The sequence below is a fragment of the Paenibacillus agilis genome (assembly GCF_007786455.1).
GTDB lineage: Bacteria > Bacillota > Bacilli > Paenibacillales > Paenibacillaceae > Paenibacillus_B > Paenibacillus_B agilis.
On record NZ_VNJK01000001.1, the window covers coordinates 638874 to 664497 of the forward strand.

General features: G+C 44.9%; 20 protein-coding genes. 9 read left to right on the forward strand and 11 right to left on the reverse strand.

Annotated features, from left to right (window positions below; translation table 11 throughout):
- Window positions 1-38: 38 nt before the first annotated feature.
- From FPZ44_RS02825 to FPZ44_RS02835, 3 genes are all read right to left on the reverse strand, one after another.
- Window positions 39-353, reverse strand: a complete 315-nt coding sequence (locus tag FPZ44_RS02825) for a DUF3817 domain-containing protein (protein ID WP_144987196.1) — start codon at window positions 351-353, stop codon at window positions 39-41.
- Between the two features lie 84 nt (window positions 354-437).
- Window positions 438-1214: a Cof-type HAD-IIB family hydrolase gene (locus FPZ44_RS02830; RefSeq protein WP_144987198.1), complete on the reverse strand. Its 777-nt coding sequence runs from the start codon at window positions 1212-1214 to the stop codon at window positions 438-440.
- Between the two features lie 153 nt (window positions 1215-1367).
- Complete coding sequence (locus FPZ44_RS02835) at window positions 1368-2723, reverse strand: M14 family metallopeptidase (protein WP_144987200.1); 1356 nt, start codon at window positions 2721-2723, stop codon at window positions 1368-1370.
- A gap of 240 nt (window positions 2724-2963) precedes the next feature.
- Between FPZ44_RS02835 and FPZ44_RS02840 the strand changes: the two genes are divergently transcribed.
- Window positions 2964-3263 carry a 50S ribosomal protein L33 gene (locus FPZ44_RS02840; RefSeq protein WP_144987202.1) on the forward strand — a complete coding sequence of 100 codons (300 nt, stop codon included), beginning with the start codon at window positions 2964-2966 and terminating at the stop codon, window positions 3261-3263.
- Window positions 3264-3415: 152 nt separating this feature from the next.
- On the opposite strand, the gene FPZ44_RS02845 is transcribed toward FPZ44_RS02840, so the two are convergent.
- Entirely contained in the window at window positions 3416-3862 is a 447-nt protein-coding gene (locus FPZ44_RS02845; protein ID WP_186785890.1) for a GNAT family N-acetyltransferase, read from the reverse strand.
- 592 nt (window positions 3863-4454) lie between these two features.
- On the opposite strand from FPZ44_RS02845, the gene ilvB reads away from it, so the two are divergent.
- From ilvB to FPZ44_RS02865, 4 genes are all read left to right on the forward strand, one after another.
- Entirely contained in the window at window positions 4455-6200 is a 1746-nt protein-coding gene (ilvB, locus tag FPZ44_RS02850; protein ID WP_144987206.1) for a biosynthetic-type acetolactate synthase large subunit, read from the forward strand.
- Between the two features lie 11 nt (window positions 6201-6211).
- Window positions 6212-6712 carry an acetolactate synthase small subunit gene (ilvN, locus tag FPZ44_RS02855; protein WP_144991649.1) on the forward strand — a complete coding sequence of 167 codons (501 nt, stop codon included), beginning with the start codon at window positions 6212-6214 and terminating at the stop codon, window positions 6710-6712.
- A gap of 226 nt (window positions 6713-6938) precedes the next feature.
- On the forward strand, window positions 6939-7931 hold the full coding sequence (ilvC, locus tag FPZ44_RS02860; RefSeq protein ID WP_144987209.1) for a ketol-acid reductoisomerase: 993 nt from the start codon (window positions 6939-6941) through the stop codon (window positions 7929-7931).
- 147 nt (window positions 7932-8078) lie between these two features.
- On the forward strand, window positions 8079-9629 hold the full coding sequence (locus FPZ44_RS02865; protein WP_144987211.1) for a 2-isopropylmalate synthase: 1551 nt from the start codon (window positions 8079-8081) through the stop codon (window positions 9627-9629).
- A gap of 26 nt (window positions 9630-9655) precedes the next feature.
- Here FPZ44_RS02865 and FPZ44_RS02870 read toward each other — a convergent pair whose 3' ends face one another.
- Entirely contained in the window at window positions 9656-9859 is a 204-nt protein-coding gene (locus FPZ44_RS02870) for an RNA polymerase sigma factor (RefSeq protein ID WP_144987213.1), read from the reverse strand.
- A gap of 347 nt (window positions 9860-10206) precedes the next feature.
- On the opposite strand from FPZ44_RS02870, the gene leuB reads away from it, so the two are divergent.
- A complete protein-coding gene (gene leuB / locus FPZ44_RS02875) occupies window positions 10207-11301 on the forward strand; it encodes a 3-isopropylmalate dehydrogenase (protein ID WP_144987215.1) in 1095 nt (364 codons plus the stop codon).
- 227 nt (window positions 11302-11528) lie between these two features.
- Window positions 11529-12497, forward strand: coding sequence for a hypothetical protein (locus FPZ44_RS02880; RefSeq protein WP_144987217.1), 969 nt, complete (start codon window positions 11529-11531; stop codon window positions 12495-12497).
- Between the two features lie 254 nt (window positions 12498-12751).
- Here the strand turns inward: FPZ44_RS02880 and katA are convergent, their stop codons facing one another.
- From katA to FPZ44_RS02910, 6 genes are all read right to left on the reverse strand, one after another.
- Window positions 12752-14212 carry a catalase KatA gene (katA, locus tag FPZ44_RS02885; protein ID WP_144987219.1) on the reverse strand — a complete coding sequence of 487 codons (1461 nt, stop codon included), beginning with the start codon at window positions 14210-14212 and terminating at the stop codon, window positions 12752-12754.
- Between the two features lie 408 nt (window positions 14213-14620).
- Window positions 14621-16666 (reverse strand): glycoside hydrolase family 15 protein, encoded by a 2046-nt coding sequence (locus FPZ44_RS02890; RefSeq protein WP_144987221.1) that lies wholly within the window; start codon window positions 16664-16666, stop codon window positions 14621-14623.
- 4 nt (window positions 16667-16670) lie between these two features.
- Window positions 16671-19100: a sugar phosphate nucleotidyltransferase gene (locus FPZ44_RS02895; RefSeq protein ID WP_144987223.1), complete on the reverse strand. Its 2430-nt coding sequence runs from the start codon at window positions 19098-19100 to the stop codon at window positions 16671-16673.
- Window positions 19097-22180 (reverse strand): 1,4-alpha-glucan branching protein domain-containing protein, encoded by a 3084-nt coding sequence (locus FPZ44_RS02900; RefSeq protein ID WP_144987225.1) that lies wholly within the window; start codon window positions 22178-22180, stop codon window positions 19097-19099. Before FPZ44_RS02900 ends, FPZ44_RS02895 begins: the two co-directional genes overlap by 4 nt.
- 26 nt (window positions 22181-22206) lie before the next feature.
- Window positions 22207-22725, reverse strand: a complete 519-nt coding sequence (locus tag FPZ44_RS02905) for a DUF4912 domain-containing protein (RefSeq protein ID WP_144987228.1) — start codon at window positions 22723-22725, stop codon at window positions 22207-22209.
- A gap of 225 nt (window positions 22726-22950) precedes the next feature.
- On the reverse strand, window positions 22951-23166 hold the full coding sequence (locus FPZ44_RS02910; RefSeq protein ID WP_144987230.1) for a hypothetical protein: 216 nt from the start codon (window positions 23164-23166) through the stop codon (window positions 22951-22953).
- 244 nt (window positions 23167-23410) lie between these two features.
- Here FPZ44_RS02910 and FPZ44_RS02915 point away from each other — a divergent pair, with 244 nt between their 5' ends.
- The gene (locus tag FPZ44_RS02915; RefSeq protein WP_144987232.1) at window positions 23411-23821 is read left to right on the forward strand and encodes a hypothetical protein; all 411 of its coding nucleotides are present in this window, start codon (window positions 23411-23413) and stop codon (window positions 23819-23821) included.
- Between the two features lie 295 nt (window positions 23822-24116).
- Complete coding sequence (locus FPZ44_RS02920) at window positions 24117-25577, forward strand: ATP-binding protein (protein ID WP_261378182.1); 1461 nt, start codon at window positions 24117-24119, stop codon at window positions 25575-25577.
- Window positions 25578-25624: the final 47 nt, after the last annotated feature.

Genomic DNA, 25624 nt, shown 5'->3' on the forward strand with positions numbered 1-25624 from the left:
AATATTTAAATAAAAAATAAAACCGCTTTGGAAAGATCCTAAGCGGCTTTTGTTGGGTTGTCGTGCTGTTCTTTTTTCAATGATTGGTCAAATACAAAATTACCGAAAGGAATAAATGAGACAAGGACTGCGATGATGACGCGAGTGAGGGGCCAACGATGAACGATCCAAACATGGCCAACAGCAAGGATGTATAGTAAAAATAGTACTCCATGCGCCATGCCGGAAATGGAAACAGCTTCAGGCATATCCATAAATGTACGAAGGGGCATAGCTACAAATAGTAGTAAAATATAGGATATTCCTTCCACGATTCCGATCGTTCGTAATCGTCCGATGGGGGTTCGAAGCATGCAGGTTTAACCTCCTTTCTTGTAGGATATCAAATCAAGTTGAGATGGGTTTCCATTTTAAAACATTTGTTCACTGTTCCTATATTAATCGATTAATCCAGCATACTGCAATCCGCGACGAATGCCGCCTTCATTCACATGAGCAGTAACGTAATCAGCGTATGGCAAAAGTTCTTCATGTGAATTGCCCATGGCAATCCCAAGCCCGACTGCACTAAGCATTTCTTTATCGTTGAGTCCATCGCCAAAGGCAATCGCTTCTTCAGGAGCAATTTGCAATAGGTGAAGCATAGCTTGTATGCCTTCAGCCTTCGATGAATCATGCGGCAATACATCCATGGCTGTTTGGTGCCATCGAATGTAGCGTAGTCCCGGTACAACCTCACTATATAGGTGCTCGTCTTCTGCACTGCAATGCAGAAACATTTGATAAATAGGTTCGTCGCGCCAGTATTCTGGATCATGGCCAGGCAGTTCGACTTTTAAAGATTGGACAGCATCCAACATAAAAGGGTGATCCAGAATGCTAGAATAGAAAGCAGACTCTCCTTCAAATACGAGCGCATGCTGATGCAGGGCTGCGTGGTTCACTAGCGTTTCCACATCTTCATGAGGTATGGAGCGTTTAAAGATTGTTTTTCCTTGATAGACAACATACCCGCCATTTAAACAGACGAACGAGTCAATGCCTAGCTGTTCTGCCAATGATTTTATGAAATAAGGGGCGCGCCCTGTTGCGATGACTGCCTCCACGCCTTTATTTTGCAGCTCGGCTATCGCCTCGATTGCGTCTTGTGGAATCTCTTTTTCATCATTTACGAGTGTTCCATCAATATCAAAAAACACAATTTTATAGCCCATGATTCGAATCCCCCGTCTTAATTTAAGTGCCCTTATATGCGGGTTACTATATCATTGGATCAGCACATGGTGCAAGATGGTAGTTAGCTGCTATTTGCCTAAATAATTCGTTGAATGTTACCACTCTTTCATTGACGTGTTATGAGAGAGAAGCTATTCCAAAGTAGGCTGTGTTTTTACGTTTTGCTCTTCTTTGTTGTCTGGTTCAGGCGTCATTTCAAGGTCTGTCACTTCTTCTTTTTGGTTTTCTTGTTCAGCTTCCCCCTCAGGGATGGCAGGCTGCTCGAATACAGCATCTGGTACATAAATCCACTTATATCCTAACCAGGTATTCACTTTATACCAATCGCCTTTTTGGGCAACTACGCGTATTTTTTCTTGCTTCAGCTTGCCTTGGCCCGCCCTCAAAATGTTCGGATACTGATAAAAGGTTTCTTCCTCATCGAGCAAAAGCATGTTATCAATTGTGACTACTTTTTGGTTTTTACTAGCTTCTGGGTACCACATTTTATAGGCTTCTGAAGCTAACCAGATCCCTGCATTGTCATTTTGGCTCCAAATGTTGCTGAAATATTTAACAGGCACATGCTGATTACCGACGCCTTTACTAACTTCAGGTGTGAAGCCCGGCTTCTTGAACTGTTGGATAAACCAATCGGTATAACCTCCACCTGATGGATTGCGAGTAGGCTTGACTAGACTATAGCCAGTGATCTGGGAATAGATTCTAGCTAATCGTTTATCTCGTGGCAGGTCGGAAGCATCATTATGAAAATACCAAAACAATATTTCACCAGAAGAATGATAGGCTACGGCTATTTCCGGCTTAATTCGGTATGTAAAATCAACAATGGCTTTCACCTCTGGAGCGAAATGAGGCTTAGGACCTTTATGATTCATCCAGGATGGATGCTTCACATTTCCTCGTATACGGCTCCAATCCGCGTCATACTGTCGATTCAGATCGATACCTTGCGCATTCGCTTTCCATCTTGTGAAATCGCGACTACCGCTGTTCATTTGAATCAGTTTGGCATGGTCGGCCTTTGGAAAGGCGGATAAGCCGAATTGCTGCAAAGTGACTCCATCAGGATTGACCATTGGTACAAACCAAATGCTTACTTGGTCGAGCAATTCTTTCGTCGCATATCCTTGAAAATGGGTTTGCTCCGTGTAGGATTTGGCATAGGTTTCGATCATGGTCATTGTAAGCAGTGTCGTTATCCATTCACGTCCATGATGAGCGCCATTTATGAAAATATTAGCTTCTCCATGACCGACTCTAACGGCCCAAATGTTGCGCTGGTAGGGGGTTTTCCCAATTGACTCAAGGTGGATTGCATCTGGGTAGGCAGCCTCCAACTGCTTAAGCTGCGTGGTCATCATATCGTACGTATACAGGTTTGTGTGAGTAACCATTTTACTAGCTGAAACGGGCTCGGGACTTACAGAAATGTTAGCGATAACCAATAAGGCCAAGATGAAAACTCCAGACATTAATTTCTTCATAATGCACTCCCATGAGATGTAATATATGAACGTTTGATGAAATAAGCATATCTATATTACCATGGAAATCTTTTAATTTTTAGAAGATTTATAAATTGTCTTTGCTGTAGGTAAATATCTCGAAATCTCTCGCAATCTATGAGGAATTCGTACAATTTGCAAGTCAGTAGGGTAACGATACAAGCAGGTTGGTGAAGCTTTCATATGCTGTAGAGTAAGTTGACTGAAGGAGGGATTTCCTTGCAGCATGTTACCAAATCTCAAGCCGAGAAATTGATAGGGCAGCATATTTATGCTGTGCGTCAAGACGGAAAAGTAGTTTCGGGCAAACTTGTTCGAATTTCCGGCAACGAGCTTGTCCTGCAACCGGTCGACGGCAAGTCAGCTAAAACGAGATGCTTTCTTCTGCCTCTCATCTTGTTCGATTTGCTTGCCATTGGGACGTTAGGGTGTGGAGGAGGATTTGGCTTTGGTCCATTTGGTGGACCGTTCGGAGGCGGCGGCTGTGGTGGCTGCTTCGGACCGAGGCCGTTCTACTAAATCCAAGACTAGCGATGGGCAAGAGATAGCAAGTATCGATAGCAGCGCATGAGGGATGCGTGTGACGTATCGGCTACGGTCCGGAATTCTTTCCGGGCTGTATTATTTTTAAAATTACTTATTTATCTTTATCGTGCTTCGTGAGTTGATTGCTAATTTGAACTAAATGTTTTGAACATTTCCCAGCATTGCAGATTTACTAGATACTGTGTGCTTTTGTAGCCTGCTCGTTCATAGAATCGTCGCGCTGGTTCATTACCCGCATCTACAGCGAGCTTGGCTGAGTTGCATGATTGCGATAAGGCTTGTTTCTCAGCAGATTGGAGCAGCATTTGTCCTATGCCTCTGCGGTGCAGCAAGGAATGAACGGCGAGCATATCGATGAATAAAATGCGCTCGATTACGATAGCGTGGATAAAAGCGATGGGTCGATTTACAAGGTCCACTTTGACATAAGTGAAGCCTTTGGATAGGCGCTTTGGCATCTCATCTTTAAGCTGAGGAATGTCCCAGTTTAGATTGGATTTAGGGATTAATTCGGCTTCTACCAGAGACCAAATTATTTCGTCATCCTGTTCAGGTATGCGTAATCGCAGCATGTGCATTCCTCCATTTCAAGCGTGATAGCAGCTCTATGGCAGCACGTTTTCGTTTATTCTATGCCCGTTTTTTCACGTTTGCATGGACACCAGAACATTTTGGTATTTTTTTTAATCGTCCTATTGACTCGCTCAAAGTGTAGGCATATAATGTTTCTAAACATTTGGAACACATATTGACATAACATACCAATGGCTATGATGAGGACTAAAGACGAAGGGCTCTTATGACCAGAGAGCGTGCGGACTATGCTGAAACCGCGGCCTTAACCCCTTATGATCGATGCTCACCTCGGAGCTGTTCTGCTGAACGAAGACGGATGCAAGAACACATGCAAGGCCAAGATATATCCGTCAACTACTAGGCAGAATCGTCAGGCGCGCGTTAGGCGCTGTTACAGTATGCAGCTATGTGCTGCAAACTTATGGAGGCTATATGTTGTGAGACGTATAGCAAATCTGGGTGGTACCACGGAAGCTAACCTTTCGTCCCTATGGATACATGAACTGTGTCCTGGGACGGAAGGTTTTTTTGTTATATTCAAGACTAATTGATTGATTTTAATAACAGATTAGGTGAGGGGGATGGCGAATGAGCGCTCAGCAAGCTACCATGCGGTCTAAAGAAGAATTACGTCAGAAATGGATGAAGCCAGAAGTAATTACAGGTTCAGAAATTTTACTTCGAAGCTTGTTGTTGGAAGGTGCGGAATGCGTCTTCGGCTATCCGGGGGGAGCCGTATTGTATATTTACGATGCGATGCACGGCTTTGATGATTTCAAGCATTTGCTGACAAGGCATGAGCAGGGCGCCATTCATGCAGCGGATGGATATGCACGAGCAAGCGGCAACGTTGGCGTATGTATCGCGACTTCGGGTCCTGGAGCAACGAATCTAGTAACGGGTATTGCGACTGCCTATATGGACTCGGTTCCTCTCGTGGTCATCACGGGTAACGTTGCAACGACGTTGATCGGAACAGATGCTTTCCAAGAAGCGGATATTACAGGAATTACGATGCCGATTACGAAGCACAGCTATCTCGTTCGTGATGTAGAAGATTTGCCGCGTATAATTCACGAAGCATTCCATATCGCGAATACAGGACGTAAAGGTCCAGTGCTGATAGACATTCCGAAGGATGTTTCGGCAGCAAAGACATTGTTCCAACCAGCAACAACGATAGATATTCGCGGCTATCATCCGACGGTTAAGCCGAATAAATATCAAATTGATAAAATGCTTAAAGCGATTGAAGAAGCAGAGCGTCCAATCGTATTGGCAGGAGCCGGAGTTATCCATTCTGGTGCTCATGAAGAGTTGTATCAATTCATTACAACAGCGCAAATTCCAGTAACGACTACATTACTCGGACTAGGCGGGTTCCCAAGCGGACATGACTTGTGGCTAGGAATGCCGGGTATGCATGGTACATTTACGGCAAATAACGCCATTCAACAGGCAGATTTGCTAATTAATATCGGTGCACGGTTTGATGACCGAGTAACGATGAAGCTGGATGGCTTCGCACCGCATGCGAAAATTGTCCACATCGATATCGACCCAGCCGAGATCGGTAAGAATGTCCCAACAGATATTCCGATTGTGGCTGATATTAAGACAGCGTTGACGCAGGCGAATGAATCGGTGAAAAGAGCGGACAAAGCGGATGCTTGGCGAGCGCAATTGCTAGGTTGGAAGATCGACCAGCCATTACGCTATGAAGATAGCGATACGGAATTAAAGCCACAATGGGTTATCCAAATGATTCACGATACGACAAAGGGCGAGGCGATCGTTACAACTGACGTAGGTCAGCATCAGATGTGGGCTGCGCAATATTATCGCTTTAACCAGCCACGTTCATGGATCACATCTGGTGGCTTGGGAACGATGGGCTTCGGATTCCCATCCGCAATTGGTGCGCAAATGGCTCATCCGGATCGGACAGTCGTTTCCATCAATGGAGATGGCGGCATACAAATGTGCTCGCAGGAGCTTGCAATTTGTGCGATTCATAATATTCCGGTTAAAGTTGTCATCATCAACAACCAAGTGCTCGGCATGGTTCGTCAATGGCAAGAAATCATTTATGATGAGCGCTACAGTCATATTGACTTGGCTGGCAGTCCAGATTTCGTGAAGTTGGCAGAAGCTTACGGTGTTCGCGGCTTCCGTGCAACGAATAAGGAAGAAGCGAAGCTGGCTTGGGAGCAAGCATTAAATACACCAGGACCTGCGGTTGTTGAGTTCGTCGTTCGCAAACACGAAAATGTATATCCGATGGTAACGCAGGGATCTACGATCGATCAAATGATAATGGGGGATGGCGAATGAGCACGATTACAATGACTAGACATACGATAGCTGTCATCGTAAACGATCAGCCAGGCGTGCTGCAGCGCGTCTCAGGATTGTTCGGACGTCGCGGCTTCAATATCGAGAGCATCACGGTAGGTGCCTCCGAAGAACCTGGATTATCAAGAATGGTTATCGTCACGACAGCGGATGAACAAATGCTGGAGCAAGTAGAGAAGCAATTATACAAAATTATTGATGTTATCAAGGTTCTTAACCTCAGCTCACAAGAGATGGTTGCGCGTGAACTTGCCCTGATTAAGGTGAAGGCGGAGCCTAACATGAGGCCAGAAATTCTTGGAGTGGTTGAGACGTTCCGAGCTTCTATTATTGATATTGGCCCCAGCACACTTGTCGTTCAAGTGTTAGGAGAGTCTTCAAAAATTGAAGCGATGATTGAACTGATGGAGCCTTATGGTATTCGTGAGATTAGCCGCACAGGCGTAACGGCAATGATTCGCGGATCGATTACAGATGGTGTGAGCCGTTAAGTTGAACTGAGCTAGCTCAACGTAACGCAGCGAACCAGATGGTGAGATTTGATTATGCACGAACAAGCATGCTGGAAGTTGTAATACTCCCTTCGGATGAAGGGGTATTTCAGCGGATGAGACCTGATTATCCTTTGAAATACCCTTTATCATCCGAGGGCTGAACATCATATATACCTTACGTATATAAACAAAATGGGAACAAATTTGAGGAGGAATCATAACAATGGCAGTTACGATGTATTATGAAAAAGACGCAGATTTCGCAGTACTAAATGGTAAGACAATCGCTGTAATTGGTTACGGCTCTCAAGGTCACGCTCAAGCACAAAACTTGCGTGACAGCGGTTTGGACGTTGTTATCGGTCTTCGTGAAGGCAAGTCAGCTGACAAAGCTCGTCAAGACGGATTCGAAGTATTGTCTGTTGCTGATGCTACAAGCCGTGCAGATGTAGTACAAATTTTGATGCCGGATGAAACTCAAGCAAGCGTTTATAACAATGACATCGCTCCTAACCTCAAAAAGGGCGCTGCTCTTATGTTCTCCCACGGTTTCAACGTGCACTACGGTCAAATCGTAGCACCTAAAGACAACGATGTTCTTCTTGTAGCGCCGAAGTCTCCAGGTCACTTGGTTCGCCGTACATATACGGAAGGATTCGGTGTTCCTGGACTTATCGCGATCGAGCAAGATGCGACAGGAAATGCGAAAGCAATCGGATTGGCATATGCAAAAGGTATCGGCTGTACACGTGCTGGAGTTATTGAGACATCCTTCAAGGAAGAAACAGAAACAGACTTGTTCGGTGAGCAAGCAGTATTGTGCGGCGGTGTAAGCGCGCTTATCAAAGCTGGTTTCGAAACATTGACAGAAGCAGGATATTCTCCTGAAATGGCTTACTTCGAGTGTCTACATGAGCTGAAGCTTATCGTTGACCTTGTATACGAAGGCGGATTGGCTACAATGCGCGACTCCATCAGTAACACAGCGGAGTACGGCGACTATGTAACAGGTCCTCGCATCGTAACAGAAGAAACGAAGAAAGCAATGAAAGAAGTATTGGCTGATATTCAACAAGGTAAGTTCGCTCGCGACTTCATCTTGGAGAACCAAGCAAATCGTGCATTCTTGACAGCAACTCGCCGCAATGAAGCGAACCATCCGATCGAAGTTGTTGGTGGTCAATTGCGTGAAATGATGCACTGGATTAAGAAATAAGCATCGGCATTATATTCAATATATTCATTCAATCAGTAGCCGTGCATGTAACGAGTATGCATGTGAATAAGTAAGGCGATTACGCAATGCGTCCGCCCGTCACTAGGCGGGTGGGCGTTTTTAGTAGCAACGAGGAGGTGCGGAGTTATGCGTAAAATATATTTGTTTGATACAACTTTGCGTGACGGTGAGCAATCTCCGGGCGTCAACTTGAATACAAAAGAGAAACTTGAAATCGCGCATCAGCTAGAGCGCCTTGGCATTGACCGCATGGAAGCAGGATTCCCTGCAGCATCACCTGGTGACTTGGCAGCTGTAAACGCAGTTGCAAAAGCAGTGAAAAATGCGACTGTGGTAGGGTTAGCTCGTTCGCGCGTTCAAGATATTGATGCCGCTTATGAAGCGTTGAAAGATGCAGAAGATCCTTGTCTTCATCTCTTCCTTGCTTCTTCTCCGATTCATCGTCAGCACAAGCTGCGCATGACGAAGGAGCAAATGCTAGAAGCAGCAGAAGCAGCGATTAAATACGCAGGCAAGTATTTCACCAAAATTCAGTTCTCCCCTGAGGATGCAGGTAGGACAGAGCTGGACTTCTTGTGCCAAGTAACGGATATGGCGATCAAGGCGGGAGCCACGGTTGTTAATATCCCGGATACAGTGGGATATTTATATCCTGCCGAATTCGGTAATATTTTTAAGACACTGAAAGAGCAAGTGCCAGGTATCGAAAAGATTCAGCTGAGTGCTCATTGCCATGACGACTTAGGGATGGCGACTGCGAATGCCTTGGCTGCGGTATTGAACGGTGCGGATCAAGTCGAGGGAACAATTAATGGTATTGGTGAGCGCGCGGGCAACACAGCGTTGGAGGAAGTGGCGATGTCGCTGGAAACACGTCAAGACTTTTTCCAAGCGAAATCAACGATGGTATTATCGGAAATTGCTCGTTCGAGCCGCTTAGTCAGCAAGTTAACGGGGATGGTCGTACCTGGTAACAAGGCAATCGTTGGTGCGAATGCATTTGCTCATGAATCGGGTATTCATCAGGACGGTATGCTGAAGGAAAAGACGACGTATGAGATTATGTCTCCGGAGACAATTGGCCTTAAGGAAAGCAAGCTCGTGCTCGGCAAGCACTCTGGACGCCATGCGTTCCGTGAGAAGCTAATCGATCTTGGCTATGAGTTAAGTGACGAGCAGCTCAATATTGCATTCTCGAAGTTTAAAGATCTAGCAGATAAGAAGAAGGAAGTATCTGACGAGGATATTCGCGCCTTTATCGAGGAAAAAATCGTGGATACGCAAGAAATCTTCTCCCTGCAAACGATCTATGTCACGTATGGAAATGAAGCGACTCCAACTGCTAAAGTCCGCATCGTCACGCATGAAGGCGACGTGCTGGAACAAGAAGCAGAAGGTAATGGTTCGGTTGATGCGATTTACAATGCGATTGATAAGGCAACTGGGGAAGAGGTTGTATTGTCTGACTACTCCATTAAGTCTGTTACGCATGGTAAAGATGCGCAAGGTGAGGTTCATGTTGTAATGAGCCAAGACGAGGTAGCTGTTCAAGGCCGCGGCGTTAGCACAGATATTCTTGAAGCGAGTGCCCGTGCATACGTGGATGCATTGAACCGTCTGATCGAGAAGCGCCAATTGAACAATGGCAGTCGACGCGATAAGATTGGCTTGGTGTAAAATTAGAGTAGAGCAAAACCCGCTATCTATACTGGATGGCGGGTTTTTAACGTTGTTATGGATCGATAGGCAAGAAGAATGGTCTCTTGAATCGCATCTGCACAGTCTTCGTCGGATGAAAGCATCGTACGAGAAAAAGCGTACATATTAGCTTCAAAGGTTCGTATTAGTTGGATAAAAGCTTGACGGTCACCTTGTTGTGCCTGCCTAACATTTAGTGGTGTAGACACATTTGTGATCCTCCTTGATAGATTTGATTGAAATGATATACATGATAGACATGCAAATGCTTGTCTATGTAGCATGGTACATTCCATTTTTAAAATAGCTATATGTATACTTAGAGGACGTGAAAGCCGAAACGGTTCATTTCTACTCTAAAATAATATCACTTTTTACATATACCAATGAAAACTAGACTGTTCCCTCATCTTTATAGGTAAATCCTATTAAGATAATAGATTTTATATCTTAGTCATCTGAGGCGGTGTGCGATAAAATGAAAGGAATAATCAAGGTATGGGAATGCAGGAGTAGGAGTGTTTTATTTACATACGGAGAGAAGGAGCGAACGGATATGACAGAGGTTAAAAAGATTGCAGTTATTGCAGGGGACGGCATTGGACCAGAAGTAGTAGCTGAGGCGATTAAAGTTATGAAGCGTACGGAGGAATTGTTCGGTTTGAAATTTGAGTTCGAACACGGTTTGTTCGGCGGTGTTGCTATCGACGAAAAGGGAACGCCGCTTCCACAGGAGACTCTTGAAATTTGTAAACGTGCGGATGCAGTGCTCTTAGGGGCAGTTGGTGGACCGAAATGGGACAACAACTCGAAAGAGCTTCGTCCAGAGACAGGCTTGCTCGGTATTCGCAAAGAATTGGGATTGTTCTCGAACTTGCGCCCAGCTGTCGTATTTGATTGCTTGAAGGATGCTTCCACGCTTAAGCCAGAAGTATTGGAAGGCACGGACCTTATCGTTGTACGTGAATTGACAGGCGGCATTTACTTCGGTGAGAAGTTCCGACGTGAAGGTGCTTATGGTGAAGAAGCGGTTGATACATGTGTCTATAACGTAACAGAAGTAGAACGCATTGTGCGCCAAGCATTCGAAGTAGCTCAGAAGCGCCGTAAAAAGCTTGCTTCTGTTGATAAAGCGAACGTGTTGGAGACATCCCGTCTATGGCGTGAAACGGTGAATCGTATTGCACCAGACTATCCAGATGTAGAAGTAGAACATGTACTTGTTGATAACTGCGCGATGCAGTTGTTGCGCCGTCCATCCAGCTTCGACGTTATCGTTACAGAGAACATGTTTGGAGATATTTTAAGTGATGAAGCGGCAATGCTTACAGGATCGATTGGTATGCTTTCTTCTGCATCGCTTGGCGAAGGCAGCTTCGGTTTGTATGAGCCTGTACACGGCTCGGCGCCAGATATTGCAGGTCAAGGTGTTGCGAATCCAATCGCAACGATCCTTTCTGTCGCTCTTATGTATCGTTTAACATTTGGTTATGGTGAAGCTGCGGATGCCATTGAGCGTGCCGTGAAGCAGGTGCTGGATGCTGGCAATCGCACAGGCGATATTGCTACGGATCGTGCTCAGGCACTAAGCACAACTGAGATGGGTGACCTTATTGCTAATGCATTAGAGGGAGCTGCAGTTCAAGCTTAATCTTAGCAGTTAAATGAAAGTGTGTTAGAGACTATATTAGAGGTTTACTAGAAGGCGTATCGATCGTATTATATCGCGTGCTCGTATATTACGGTATATATAAAGGAAGAAACAGAATTTAATTGAGCTTATTTTCCATCAACGCAGAGGGATTGGTCCCATTTCGTTGGTGAGAAGGTAAGCTCTTTTTATTAGGTATAACATTTTATTTTGAGAGGAGAATTGGTATGAACATTTCTAGTTCTATGCATGATTTGTATGGCAAGTATGAAATTCCTGATACGATTATTAAAATGTTAGAGCGCCAAGAACGAAGTCAGGATAGAGAAGATATAGGACTATTTATACTTCAAGATGATGAATGTCGTTATATGAGCACGCCAATTGATTCTATTCCATTTGCGACGATTGGAGTGGACGGTATTCATTATGCGTTTTTGACAGAATTCGGAGCGGTAGAAAATTTAAATGAAGCACCTATTATTTGTGTTTCACCTATGGATTTTGGTTTAGAAATACGTTATGCAGGATATAATTTGGCTCAATTTCTGGAGGTTTATTGTGCGGATGAAGCAATACTTATTAATCATTTTGAGGGCGAAAAGGACTACATGCGTTATGTTCAGCAAAGAGAGGAAGAGGAGCGGAGAGAACCGGATGAAGGAGAGTTTGGATTAACCGCTGAAGAATTACAAGAGAGAAAAAATAAAATGGAGCACTTTCGAGAGGACTTTCAGGTACGAAAAATTGAAAGAACTTTTCTGTGGAAAGAGCTGGAATCTATCCGTGCACATAGACGTTCGAAAATTGTTATTGAAACGGTAAATGGGTTGGGTGTGCTTCCAAATCATAAACCAAACATGAGATTGGGCGAGAACGCGCATTCACGCTTACATTGGGAGGTCGAAGAAGGCAACTCGGCTTTAAATGAACTAGATGAAGCTCGGAAATTTGTTGAGGCAGCTTCCTTGGAATCAAGAATTGGATTTGTTCGTGATGCTCAGCACTATTATATGTTTGACTGTACAGACTGGCGGGAATGGATGATTGAGCAGCTAGTCTTATGGGGGTATGAAACAGAAGCGAAAAATTTGCAGCTATCTTTTCCAGGCGAGCAATATATGCCTGTGACGGATACTCTATCAACGTATCTTTATTTGGAATGGTCATCCTCTGACGAAGATGAAAATAAATAAGTGCTCGTTATTAAGCTTATAAAAAGACGGCTAAACCTTTGTAAACAAGGTTTAGCCGTTTGTATTTGTAAGAGGGAAAGGGTATTTAGTTTGGTTACATTCATTACACTCAATCAAAGTGACTGCGTTAATTTGAATGGATCTAATTGAGATAATAAAATAAGTTCAAAGTACTAACTCTAGCTTGCTAAATGAAAAAAGAAGTACACTTGATGCAATTAATGCGGAAGCATTCCTATTTTCATAGCACGATCTTACTTACTCTCTTCCGGGACATAAAGTCCAAGAGCTTCCGCTACACGCTTGCCGTATTCAGGGTCAGCTTTGTAGAAATGCTGAATTTGACGCAGCTTAATCTCATCCATCTCAACAGGCTTCATTGCAGCAACGACATTGTCAACGAGTCGGCTGCGCTCTTCTTCTGAGAGCAAACGATATAGATCACCTGGCTGCGTATAGTGGTCATGATGATCATAGGCGATACTTTGTGCTTCGCCTTGTACCGTATACGGAGCTGTCGCATGAGATGGGTTTTCCGTTGGACCACCAAAGCTATTAGGCTCGTAGTAGACGGAAGAGCCGCCGTTTGAGTCAGCGCGCATTTGTCCATCGCGTTGGTAATTGTGGACTTTGGCATGCGGGCAGTTAATTGGTAACGTATTATGGTTCGCTCCTACACGATAGCGATGTGCATCGGAATAAGCGAATAGGCGTCCTTGGAGCATTTTATCTGGTGATGCTTCAATACCTGGAACGAAAGAACCTGGTGAGAAAGTAGCTTGCTCCACTTCTGCGAAATAGTTTTCTGGATTACGGTCAAGAACCATACGACCAACCTCAATTAAGGGATAATCCTTCTGTGACCATACCTTCGTAACATCGAACGGATCGAAGCGATACGTATTCGCATCTTGCTCCGGCATAATCTGCACATACAGTGTCCAAGCGGGGAAATCGCCCTTATCGATGGCATTAAATAAATCTTCTGTATGATAGTCGGGATTTTCGCCTGCAAGCTTGGCAGCAAGCTCGATATCTAAGTTCTTGATCCCTTGTTCAGTCTTAAAATGATACTTGACCCATACCGCCTGACCTTCGTTATTCACCCACTTAAAGGTATGACTTCCGAAGCCGTGCATATGCCGTAAAGTTGCAGGAATGCCGCGATCAGACATAAGAATTGTGACCTGGTGCAGCGATTCAGGCGAGAGTGACCAGAAGTCCCATACCGCGTTTGGGTTTTTCAAATGGGTCTGCGGATGACGCTTCTGTGTATGGATAAAATCAGGGAACTTAATCGCATCTCGAATAAAGAAGACAGGTGTATTATTGCCGACTAGATCGTAGTTGCCTTCCTCGGTATAAAATTTCACAGCGAATCCACGAGGATCACGTACCGTATCAGCAGAGCCAGACTCACCAGCTACCGTAGAAAAACGAATAAACATAGGTGTTCGCTTGCCGATTTCAGACAGAAAGCTTGCTTTTGTATAAGAAGATAAGTCATTCGTTACTTCAAAATAACCGTGTGCGCCAGCACCTTTTGCATGAACGACACGTTCTGGTACGCGCTCACGATTGAAATGGGCTAGTTTCTCTAGTAAGTGAACATCTTGAATTAAGGTTGGTCCACGCTGTCCGGCAGTCATTGAATTCTGGTTATCACCAACGGGAGCTCCCCAACTTGTTGTTAATGTTCGCTTGTTCGTAGTCATAAACGATTCCCCCTAAGGCCATGGTTTAGTATTGATTCATTTATAATATATATAATATATAATACAATATAGAAATGAATACTTAATAATAATTATTATAATCAAATAAGCATAACAATCAAGTCACATAAGAAAAAAGATGCAACGATATAACGTATGAAGGGATTCGCACATCTAGTACATTTGAAAAAGATAACTGACTAAAATGGCTGCTCTTGCTAACAGTTACTCGATGGTTTACTTCTTCTTAAACACCTTGCTGGCTTGTTTAATCAATAACTAGGTATGTAAAGGTGAGTAGCGATGTTAATCATCATTATCTCGCTCGTATGGAAACGAATTACAACCAATAAATATGCCCCACAGCCAAGCACTAGAGGAACGAAGTGCCGACTGCAGGGCTCTGTATTACATAGGCGGAGTTGAATCAAGTTCCTTATACCTCTTTACATATTTCAGTACGGTATCGACATAAGTGGCGTGTGACCAGGTGAGTGGAGCCACCGAGAGTGGTGCACCTGAAAATGGATCGAGCTGCTCTGGCAGCATACCGCTTGGCAATGCATGTCGAACCGTCCAACGAAGCGTTTCCAATGGCTGCTGCAATTCGGCAAGATTTTCAGCTATTGCAATCTCGTAGGCAGCAAACCAGAGTGTGCAAATAATCCATGGGTTTCCTGGGGCAATATTCATGTCCGAACATCGTTGGAAATAGTAATCTTGTCGATAGCGAGCAATTCCACCGACAGAAGTACGGATCGTTAGACGATTCCGCAGTTTGCTCATCGTCGAGCGAACTTTTGAATCTTCTGGAGGCAGTACACCAAATTCATAGATACCAAATATGCTGCTTTCTGGCGTCATATCTTGTACCCAGCGTCCATCTTTTCGATATAATCCTCGTGCGAAGCACTGTTCTTCTTCATTCCATAAGTGGGTAAGAATACCGTTCTTAATACGCTCGGCCCCTTCAAAATATCGCTCTGCACGTTCATCATCACCGAATAGCTGAGCGAATTGCGAGGCTGCGGTGAGACCACCGTAGACAGCCGAGGCCGTAAACGTGAATATCCCATATCGTTCTTCCCACAAGTCGTAACTTGGCTGTGGCAAGTTCAATTGAGCCTCTGTATAACGAAGCAGAAATCCAGCAGCTTGTCGGATAAGGGACTGATAAAGCGATTGCGGGCGTTCGATATCACCATGCACACTGTAATCATGCCATAACGCATGGAGTACGAGAGCGGTCTCATCTTCTTGAATAGGCAGCTGGCTGCGCCCATCATGCACATAGGGATGCCAGCTCGAGCCAACCGTGCCATCTGGATTGTATTTATGATACAAATAGCCTTCACTGCTAAGTGCGCGCGTACAGAAGCGGAAGAACGGCTCGATCATGCCGTGGTAGCCAGCTGAAGACATCGCTTTGGCGACGAGAGCACCATCTCGAGGCCACATATAACTGTAGTGATCGCGGTTGAACTGCATAATATCGGTGTCATTGGCTGCAATGATAGCGCCTTCTGCATCGGTTTGCGTTCGTACGATGAGCAGACTCTGCTTATAGCTCTGAATAAGTGACTCATCCAAATTCGCGAAATCTGGATTGTTTTTGTTCACCCAACGACGCCAATACGTATTCACTCGGTCAATGAGTCGCCCTGGTCCGCTCTCGCGGACATACTGATTGAGTTTCTTCACATCGTCCAAATGAGCCCCGGCGGCAAACCAATAAAAGTGATTCGACGAACTATTAGGTGAAATAAAAGATCGAGAGCTTATCGTGCTATCAACGGAACCTTGTGCAATGGCATTGCCCATTAATTTACCGTCTTCGGCATCTCTCCACGTGCCTTCCGCTTGATGAAATCGCTTTATTCCCGTTGTAAACTCATAAATGCTGTCGAGAGCAGGGGGCGGTTCACGCCCCGTTGCATGCTCGAAGTTCCGATCGTTTTGTGAATTCTGCTTCGCGGCTGATTCGGCACAGGCGTTGAACATGAAATAATGGTCTTTTTTATAATGGAAAACGGTGCGTTGATCTGGATAATAAGCGGCTGTATCACCAACTTCGGTCTCATTGATGACTAGATCTTGGTGGAAAAAGAGGCGAACCTCACGTTCTATTGATGTATGATTTTTGATGCGGACTTTACGCAAAAATATAGGATCTCGTTGGTGAACAGCATCTTCAATCGTTAAAGAAAGCTGTAGAGCAGGATGATGCGCCTCTACTTTTGTGACAAGGGATTCATCTCGATATCCAATTGAAATGGACCATTCCGGGTCATCGAGCCAACTAAACTGATGGTCTACCCACACACCAAGTCGGCATTTGTGGCCGCCGACATGATTAAGCTGGCCGACATAAGGATAGTAAATGTCACGAATGTAGGCGTGCTGGTCAAGGTTCACGAGCATTTTACCATTGCCTACAACGAGATAACGTGGCATGATATCACTTCCTTAACGTTTGATGTGATTGGAACAAGCGGGAAGCGTAATCATGAGCTAAACGTTCTGCGCCTATGGAACTGTTAGCATGTGCAAATATTTGAAACAGTGGTTCATCCGCGTCAGGCATAATAAGTACCGTTCCATCATCGCCTGAAATACGAATGCCATCCAGCAGTTCTACTTGCTGTCCATCTGATCGGACCCATTCCATCACTTTACGCATTAAGATGCCTTTTTCATGCCAGCCGCATGGAACAATTTCTTTTGCTGTGTACGATTCGGGAAGTTTGTGCAGCAGATCTTCTACAGTGTTGCTTTCGTCTGCGAATAATTGCAATAGTAAGCCGATGGCATAAAGACGATGGCTAAGAGGGCAGAATGGGACTCCTGCCGTTGCTTCCATAACCGAACGTAAGGATTCCTTTGTACGAACAAATCGCAGCGTACGTCCAATTCTTTCTCCCTCAATGCCTATGCTGAACGAGGCAGGAACACCGAGAACAGCGGGCACGCCAGTACGTTCGAGTGCGTAAGCAATCAAATGCATCAACCCATCATCTGAGAGGATAGAGCCTGACCGTGTGACCATTTGAAGCTGGAGATCATCGCCTACATAAATGCCTACATCCGAATGTGTCTGTTGAATGAGCGCTGCCAGAGATTCTGCATCGAAGGCGCTGTCTTGGATAATGAGTCTTCGGCCTCCAACTGCCGCTGAAAAGCGTTGGACAAGATCGAGGTCAACAGAAGGAGCAAGCTGAAGCACATAGGCGAGAGAGGAAGTGCGAGCAGTTGACCAATCAAGTTCTTTTGCAAGTGCTGCCAAGTATTGATTAACAGCATATGCATCCTGCCTCCAGCTGCCTACTGCTTCTGCATGGCAGCGTACATAGTCCTCTTGAAAATAGGCGTTCTCGATCTTGCGTTCTGCTGATTTGGCAATAGGCCAACCTTGACCATCCATCCATGACAGTACCGCTTGAGGTGCATGTTGATGATCCAATTGGATTTTTATATGAACAGCACCATGGGCAGAACGATTGCGTACAGCATGACGAGTTACTTCATCTGCGCATATTCCGATATCTATAACATGGACGCCTATAGATCGAAGACCTGATACAAAGCTGTCTTTCAACAAGGAAGAGTAAGCATGGCTGCAGTTGGCGACGATCACGGTAGCTTCACTTGGCAGCGTATAGCCGTATGCTGCGCCTAGCTTTCCTGCTCGTTCAGGGTGGATATCCACGTTCGGGACTCCCACAATTCCACGACTCGTAAATAGGGGCTTAGATGCTTCATTGCTCCAGATTAAAGAATCATGAACGGTCGTATTTGTTGGCACGGTTTTGTTGGGCCATAATCGTACATTGCTCCTGATCGATGCCTTGGCTCCAATCGTGCATCCTGAGCCAATGACGCATCCTTCATCTAGCTGTGCGCCTGAACCGACGATGATGCGGTTCATCAGGAGACTGTCTTGCATTTCGCAATGTTCGCCAATATAATTCCCGTTCCACATAATCGTACGCTCCAGCTTGGTGGACGAGTGAACGGTGTTGCCTTCACCTAACACGGTGTAAGGCCCAATTGAACTGCCGAAATGCAATTTACAGCCTGATGCGATATAAGCAGGTCCGTTAAGATGAATGCGGGCCGGAAGTTTGACGTCTGACTCCAAGTATATGCCAGGCATCACTTCTGTGGCCGCTAAGTTTACGGATACTCTTCGATCCAGCATATCGAACTGAGATTGCCGATATTGGGTTAGGTTGCCGATATCTGACCAATACCCTGAAGCTGTATAACCAAATAGTCTTTCTTCCTTTTGCAGAAGGGCAGGAAAGAGATCAAGACTGAAGTCATAAGGGGAGCCTTCTGGTATCCAATTAAAGATGGATGGCTCTAATACATAAATGCCAGTATTGACGGTATCGCTGAAAACCTCGCTCCAACTAGGCTTCTCCAGAAAGCGAGAGACGCGGCCATCTGACTCTGTCATGACAACTCCATACTCAAGAGGAGAGTCTACTTGCGTAAGGACCATCGTTGCCAGTGCTTGCTTCGATTTATGATATTCAATTGCCTTCCGTAAGTTGAAATCTGTTAGTGCATCGCCGCTTACGACAATAAAAGTTTCATCTAGAAAGCCTTCTGCATTTTTGACACTGCCTGCCGTTCCTAAAGGTGAATCTTCTTCAAAGTAGACGAGCTGCACGCCGTATTCAGAGCCATCTCCAAAATGATCACGAACGGAATCTGGCAAGTATTGAAGGGTGACAGCAATTTGATGAATGTCGTGACGCTTCAACAAGTCGATAATGTACGCCATGCAAGGACGATTAAGCAGCGGTACCATCGGTTTCGGCGTGTTTAACGTTAGAGGGCGCAGGCGCGTACCTTTACCTCCAGCCATAATGACTGCTTTCATTGAGCCATCACTCCTTCATAAACGTGTCTTGTGGAAAGGGAAATTGCATCCCAATCATAAAGAGTTGTCACTTTGCGGTATGCTTGCTTAGCGAACTGTTCTGCTTTGTCAGGATGGAGCAGTAAATCGGTAATGTGCCAGGCGAGAGATTCGGTATGTCCACATAGCGCCTTATAGCCATCATGATTATGGTCAATAATTTCCGCCAACCCACCTGTTTCTGAGACAACGATAGGTACACCACGGCCCATCGCTTCCAAGGCAACGATGCCGAAAGGTTCGTATAAGCTAGGGAATACAGAGACATCTGTAATATCAAAGAGCAGATCGCGTTCTTCATCGTTGACGAATCCGGTAAAATGCACACAATGGGACAGGCCAAGTTCAGCAGTAAGACGTTTAAGCTCGGATGCCATAGGGCCTGCTCCGGCGATAACAAGCTTTGCGTTAGGAACGCGCTCTTGGACAAGCTTCAACGATGACAATAGCACTTGCACTCCTTTTTCATACACGAGCCGGCCAATGAAAAAAATAATCTTGTCTTCTGGTTTGGCAATGGTCGATCGAAAAGCTCGGATGCTATCTGTATTTGTGTTGCGGACCGGAAATGAGGTGTGATCGGATGAACGGTTGTGTGCAGCAGGAGAATTCATACTGACGCATTCAACTCCATTTGGAATCACACTTACTTTCATAGGCGGCAAATCAAAAATTCGTTCTACTTCACGCTTCATCGCTTGTGAACAGACGATAACATGCTCTGCTTTTTGCGTAAGTTCGTACTCCATTTCGTGAATGCGTTGCTGCATGTCAGTATGAATAGCCCCGTGATTCCGACCATGCTCAGTCGCGTGAATCGTTACTACTAGCGGGAGCTGGTAGGCTTCCTTTAGATCCTGAGCTGCTAAATAGACAAGCCAATCATGGGCATGAATAAAATCGAAATGAATTCCTTCAGTAATTAGGGCATCTGTGCAAATTGTAAATGAAGCATTCATTTGGAAAATCCAATCCATAAACCCAATCTCGGTCATGGATGGGGCAAGTGGAACTCGATGTACATGAATTCCGTCCATTTTTTCATAGAGCGGTGTTCCAGGTACTTCTCTTGTTACAATATGAATCTCGCAATCTCTTTTGACGAGGTAGCGTGACAAATCATAAACAGCTCGTGACAAGCCTCCTATAACGAGCGGAGGAAACTCCCATGCCAGCATGAGGATGCGTTTTTTCTTCCCAGCTGAGTTTTCTGTATTATTGTTTCTATCATTTGCATCTAGATAAGAAGGAGCAACGGGTAGTTGCTGACGAATATAAGCAAATAAGGACGACAGCATAAGCTGATGGTCAGATGATGACGAAGCTGTACTGGAATGGTTGTTACTTGCTCTCGCCGGTTCATTACGCACTGCATGCAGCAGAACACGATAATCTAAAGTAGGGAAACAAGGGGTGTCGGCTTCGAATTTTTCCAACTCTGTCACATTGTAAATTCCGTGTTCCAGCATATGAAGCAGTGTTCGACAGCGCTCAAGATGATGATTCGTACGCTCTATTGCATAACTTGGTACAGTATCCGCATCAAGAATGAACGCCCAGTCGCTTGCGGCTGCCAGCATAAGTTCGCGAATCGATTGATTGGCGAGTCTTTCTCGAATAGTAGAGTATCCCCAGTCATTCGCATGTCTTTGCAGCACGGTGAGGAGTTCTTCTTCTGCTTTGTGAAGTTGTTTATAGATCCAGTCGTTTTTTTCTTGGAGCCAAACTTCGGCATATCCGCCGCGTCCCCAACTGCTCATCGACATCGCAGCTTGCTGCACATTTGGTACAGCGTTCACATAATCGAGCGGGGAGACGAAACTTAATGTTTGATTGCCTTGCTCTTGCATCTCATTCCATTCTCTGAATACAGCTTCGATCCATTGTGGTCCTTCATACCACCAATGACCGAATAACTCTGCATCATACGGACATAGAACGATGGGGATGCCATTGACATTGCTTTTGGCCTGTCTTAGTTGCTCTATCCGACTATGTATAAAATGTCGGGCGTGATCGACTGTGCGTGCCCGGGCCCATTCAGGGCAATATGGCTGCTTCTCACCATTGCTGCCGGTAATTCGATAATATTTCAAGCCCGTATTGATTCGCGCGCCATCAGCTAACAAATGAGGCTTAATATAGTTCCACTCATCCTCGTCATACCAGCCAAGATCGTAACCGATATCACGGTAATATTCCCGATAATCCGGATCTCCCGGATAGCCTTCATGGCTGCTCCATACTTGATGAGAAGACATCGCATCTCTTGGGAAAGCATACACGCCGTCCTCTGTCGCGATGGGCACAAATGTATCATTAACCGGTATCGGTTCAGCATGCTGCAGCGCATGCTGGTCGACGATAAAGTAGCGAATGCCGCTTTGCTGCAATAGTTTTGATAGATGTGGAACGTACGCACATTCCGGAAGCCAGATGCCATCTGGTCGAACACCGAAGTGGCGCTCATGCTCTCTTATTCCGTATTCGATTTGAGCTTCTGCAAGAGCAGGATGCTTTAGAAACGGAAGAAAGGCATGGGTTAATGCACATGTCATTAGTTCTAGATGACCTGCATCATAATGCCGCTTAAATTGAGGGATGATGGCTCGATCCCAGTCACGAAACCGCTGAAGAAGGTAGGACCAATGCTTGGCATACATATCAGCGACAGTTTGGAGCTCTGGTTGTTGTGCTGTTCGCGCTATTTCCGATTGAGCCAGCTCAACAGAACGTGACAAGTAGCGGTCATAGCGCAATTGCATAAGTGGATCATCCATCATAGCTAGCAGGGTTGGCGTTAATGTCATCGTCAGCCGGTAGGGAACCCGATCACGTTCCAGACGATCGAACATATCCAAGAGAGGGAGGTACGTCTCCGTCATTGCCTCATAAAACCAACGTTCCTCTAATCTCTCTGCCTGCTCATTATGCCGTACATAGGGAAGATGGGCATGCAGCACTAAAGCTACACAGCCATCGCCCGCTTTACGCACCCTATTTGGCGAAATAGTCGAGTTTGCTTCAAGCAATTGGCTCATCGTATTGTCTAACCCCTTTAACATGATTAATTGTCGCTATAAAGCGTGTATGTTGAGAATTGTTGAAATGGTGAGTAATTGGATTGTGCATAGTGTTGGTGTTGGGAGTCAGATTGCGAGCATTCTTGAATAGTTGACGATTCATCCCTGACTTCTACTATCCAATCCGGATCATTACGCGGGGTTCCGACTAGAGCTGAGCGTAGAAGAGAGACGAATTGTTGATTGTGATTAACAAACCCATAATCAAGCGCATATCGATGCCGAGGTGCCACATGACGGAAGTACCAGCTTTCACTATTGCCAACATCGGCATCGTAGTAGGTTAAGGGTGCGGTATCTGGTTCCGAATAGGAATACTGATAAAGGCGAGCAACTCTGCGCAGTTCATGCCAAGAGCTCCGATAGTGCCGCTCGATAAGAGACTTTAGACGTTTACTGACTTCCCAATAGCCAAACAGAACCGTCGGCTGTTGAACCATCAGGTGAATAATATTGCTCTGATTCGCAGTGTAATGGCGATTGTTAATGGATGGTTGAACCATAGCTGCCTCCTTCCGTTCTCTTTTATTGCGCCTGTGCTGATGACCGCACAAACTCGTTTCCTGATCATCTTATCCGTGTGATCAAGGATGTATGTCTAAGTTTTTGGTAAAGATATCCTATAAAATCTTAAAATCTTGTTGATTGTGAATCTATGAAATGAGGTATTATCTTAGTAGATCATTTGAAGGAAAGAGAAGCTTGCTGATATTTCCAGTCCTGTATTCTTATGAAGTGGGCACGCCATGCTTAGCTTGCGTGAGGCGAACGAAGTCATCATACCGATTCTCGGAATGCAGCAATTGCTCGAACGTATTCAATGAGATGGATGAAAACGATCTACATTCGCCTGTTGCGTAGCGAGCAACTAATTCGTGGTTCATTTCGTTATAAGTTAAGTAACTGATTTGCTTGGATGACAGGAACAATACATGAGAAGACATCTTTTCATTCCTCCGTTCGTTTGATAGGTTTTATCATCTATATGCGCGTGCTGATTTGCTTATGCGTGTAGGACAAACGAGTCACGAGCAAGACTTTAGTCACCATTTTTCATCATAAAAAGGAATTTCGTGGCAACGGAGCGAATATGCTTCTATAACTATGTTCCGCAGATACAACTTGGGTACACTACTTATAAGTGCAACGCTTCTCATTAACTCTGACGTTATGCTGAGGAGGGAGAACATGAGCTTCTGTTGTGGTGCAAGTATGATTGGAACACAGGGGTCACTGCAGCATTATCGAACAAGGATTCATAATGTTCCCCTATTGCTGTGTCCGGTATGTCAACGCATCGAGGTACATTATTTAGTTGAAAATGAGTATGAAATCGTTGCCGATTATGCACAGACTGATGGAGCTGAGGAAGTTGACTTTCGAGAATATGTCGTGCAGGATGAAAGCCGTATATTTGAGAACTGTGTAAATCATGAGGATGAAGATCCTCTAGATATCGTCCGCAGCCAGATTGATGTGTCACTAGACTTATTGGCGCTGGCGAAGCAGTGGGATGACAAGCCCTGGGAATTGCAATTGAAGCGCCGATTGGCGCTCATGAGCAGGCGTAAAGCCCAGTTGATGAAGCAGCGTTCGTGAATCAGTTGTTACAACAACAAGCAGAAGTTTCTTTTATCAACATAGGCGATTCATGTTGTCTGTCGCACGGACTATCTCTTCTGGGTCTGTTCACATAACGACATGGATCGCCTTTCTTTGGATAAAATGATGCCTAACGTTTCATTTAGGTTACTTTTAGCCGATTCATCTTTTTATACGATTATTCGACAATTTCTAGGGTTGATAAAGGTATGTCATTATAACTATCATGTAACTATTGGTAACCAGAGCACATCTTGTCCAGTCATAAGTAGTGGGCAGTGAGGTGATCACAATGATAAGTCCTTCCGAAGATAGTGTGTTGGACATGGTGGATTGGAAGTCGCAGTATACAAAGAGTTTACGCCAGTTTATGTTGAACGGCAGCGAGAAAGACTTGGAGACGGCCAGAACAATTGCGAGGACAAGCCAACAAATGAAGCCGTATGACGTATTAACCCTTCATGAAGATACGATGACTATGATGATGTCACATGTGGAATGGAATGAAGCTGCAAAGATGCTGCATCGATCTTATGTCTATTTTGTGGAATGCTTGTCCGTCATTCAGATGGAACAAGGGAGCAAGGAGGGGGAGTTTTTGGCTATCAACCCTATTCGGGAACCTTGGATGCAACCTAGTCGTGCTCTATTTGCCGGGGACTTCAACCAGAACAAGTACGAAAATGTACTGCAGCAGATGGACTGTGCTATCGTATTGTTCGATGAAGACGGCACTCTTTCATTTGTTAATGTTGCTACCGCCAAGTTACTTCAAGTTCCGCGCAAACAATTAGTCGGCTGTACGCTAATTGAACTCATGCGTCATCCGTTAATTCAACGTGATAAACGGAAATTGATGATCCGAGTATTCCGCGAGACTATCCAAAGGAGAAAGCGCTATCATGAAATAACGGATCGTCAAGGAAGGACTTTTCTCGTGACGTTCACTCACGGTGAACAGATGGACGGAGATTTCTTATTCAGTATTAAAGACGTGTCTGATTATAAGCGGATCGAACAGACGGCTGTACAAAATGATAAGCTGGCGATACTAGGTAAGATTGCGGCGGCGATTGCTCATGAAATACGGAACCCGTTAACATCCATTCGCGGGTTTATTCAACTGCTAAGGCCTCATTTGATGAACTTAGGTAAAGAAGAATACGCACGCATCATACTGGCTGAAATTGATCGAGCCAATGATATCATTTTCGAATTTCTTAACTCTTCTAAGCCGACGGCTCCTCTTACGACAGAGGTTCCGATTTCGTCTTTGCTGCGAGAAGTGGTGCTTTTGACAGAAAGCGAGGCTTTAATGAAGGGCTGTGAAATAGAATGGATGGAACATGCGTCAGAACAGCCTCTTACGGTATCTATAGACGTAAAGCAAATCAAGCAAGTGTTTCTTAATATGATACGCAATGCAATCGATGCCATTGTTGAGGTGGCACATCTACGCAAAGGTACCATTCAAATTCATGCCGCGAAAGACGGCAAGTATGTTGCTGTAACGATACGAGACAACGGACAAGGGATGGACGAACGGACCCTTGAGCGACTGTTCGATCCTTTCTTTACAACGAAAAATGAAGGGACAGGCTTGGGGCTGTCTGTCAGCTATCGCATTATCCGGAATCATGGTGGAGTTATAGAAGTGGATAGTCAACAAGAAGAATGGACTCAATTCGTTATTCGATTGCCTATTACAATCGGTGATCATACCCGACCTTCTTCTTCGCTTGGAGAATGGTAAGTTCGATATGATATAATAGAAGACATCATAAGAAGATAAAGGGTGAT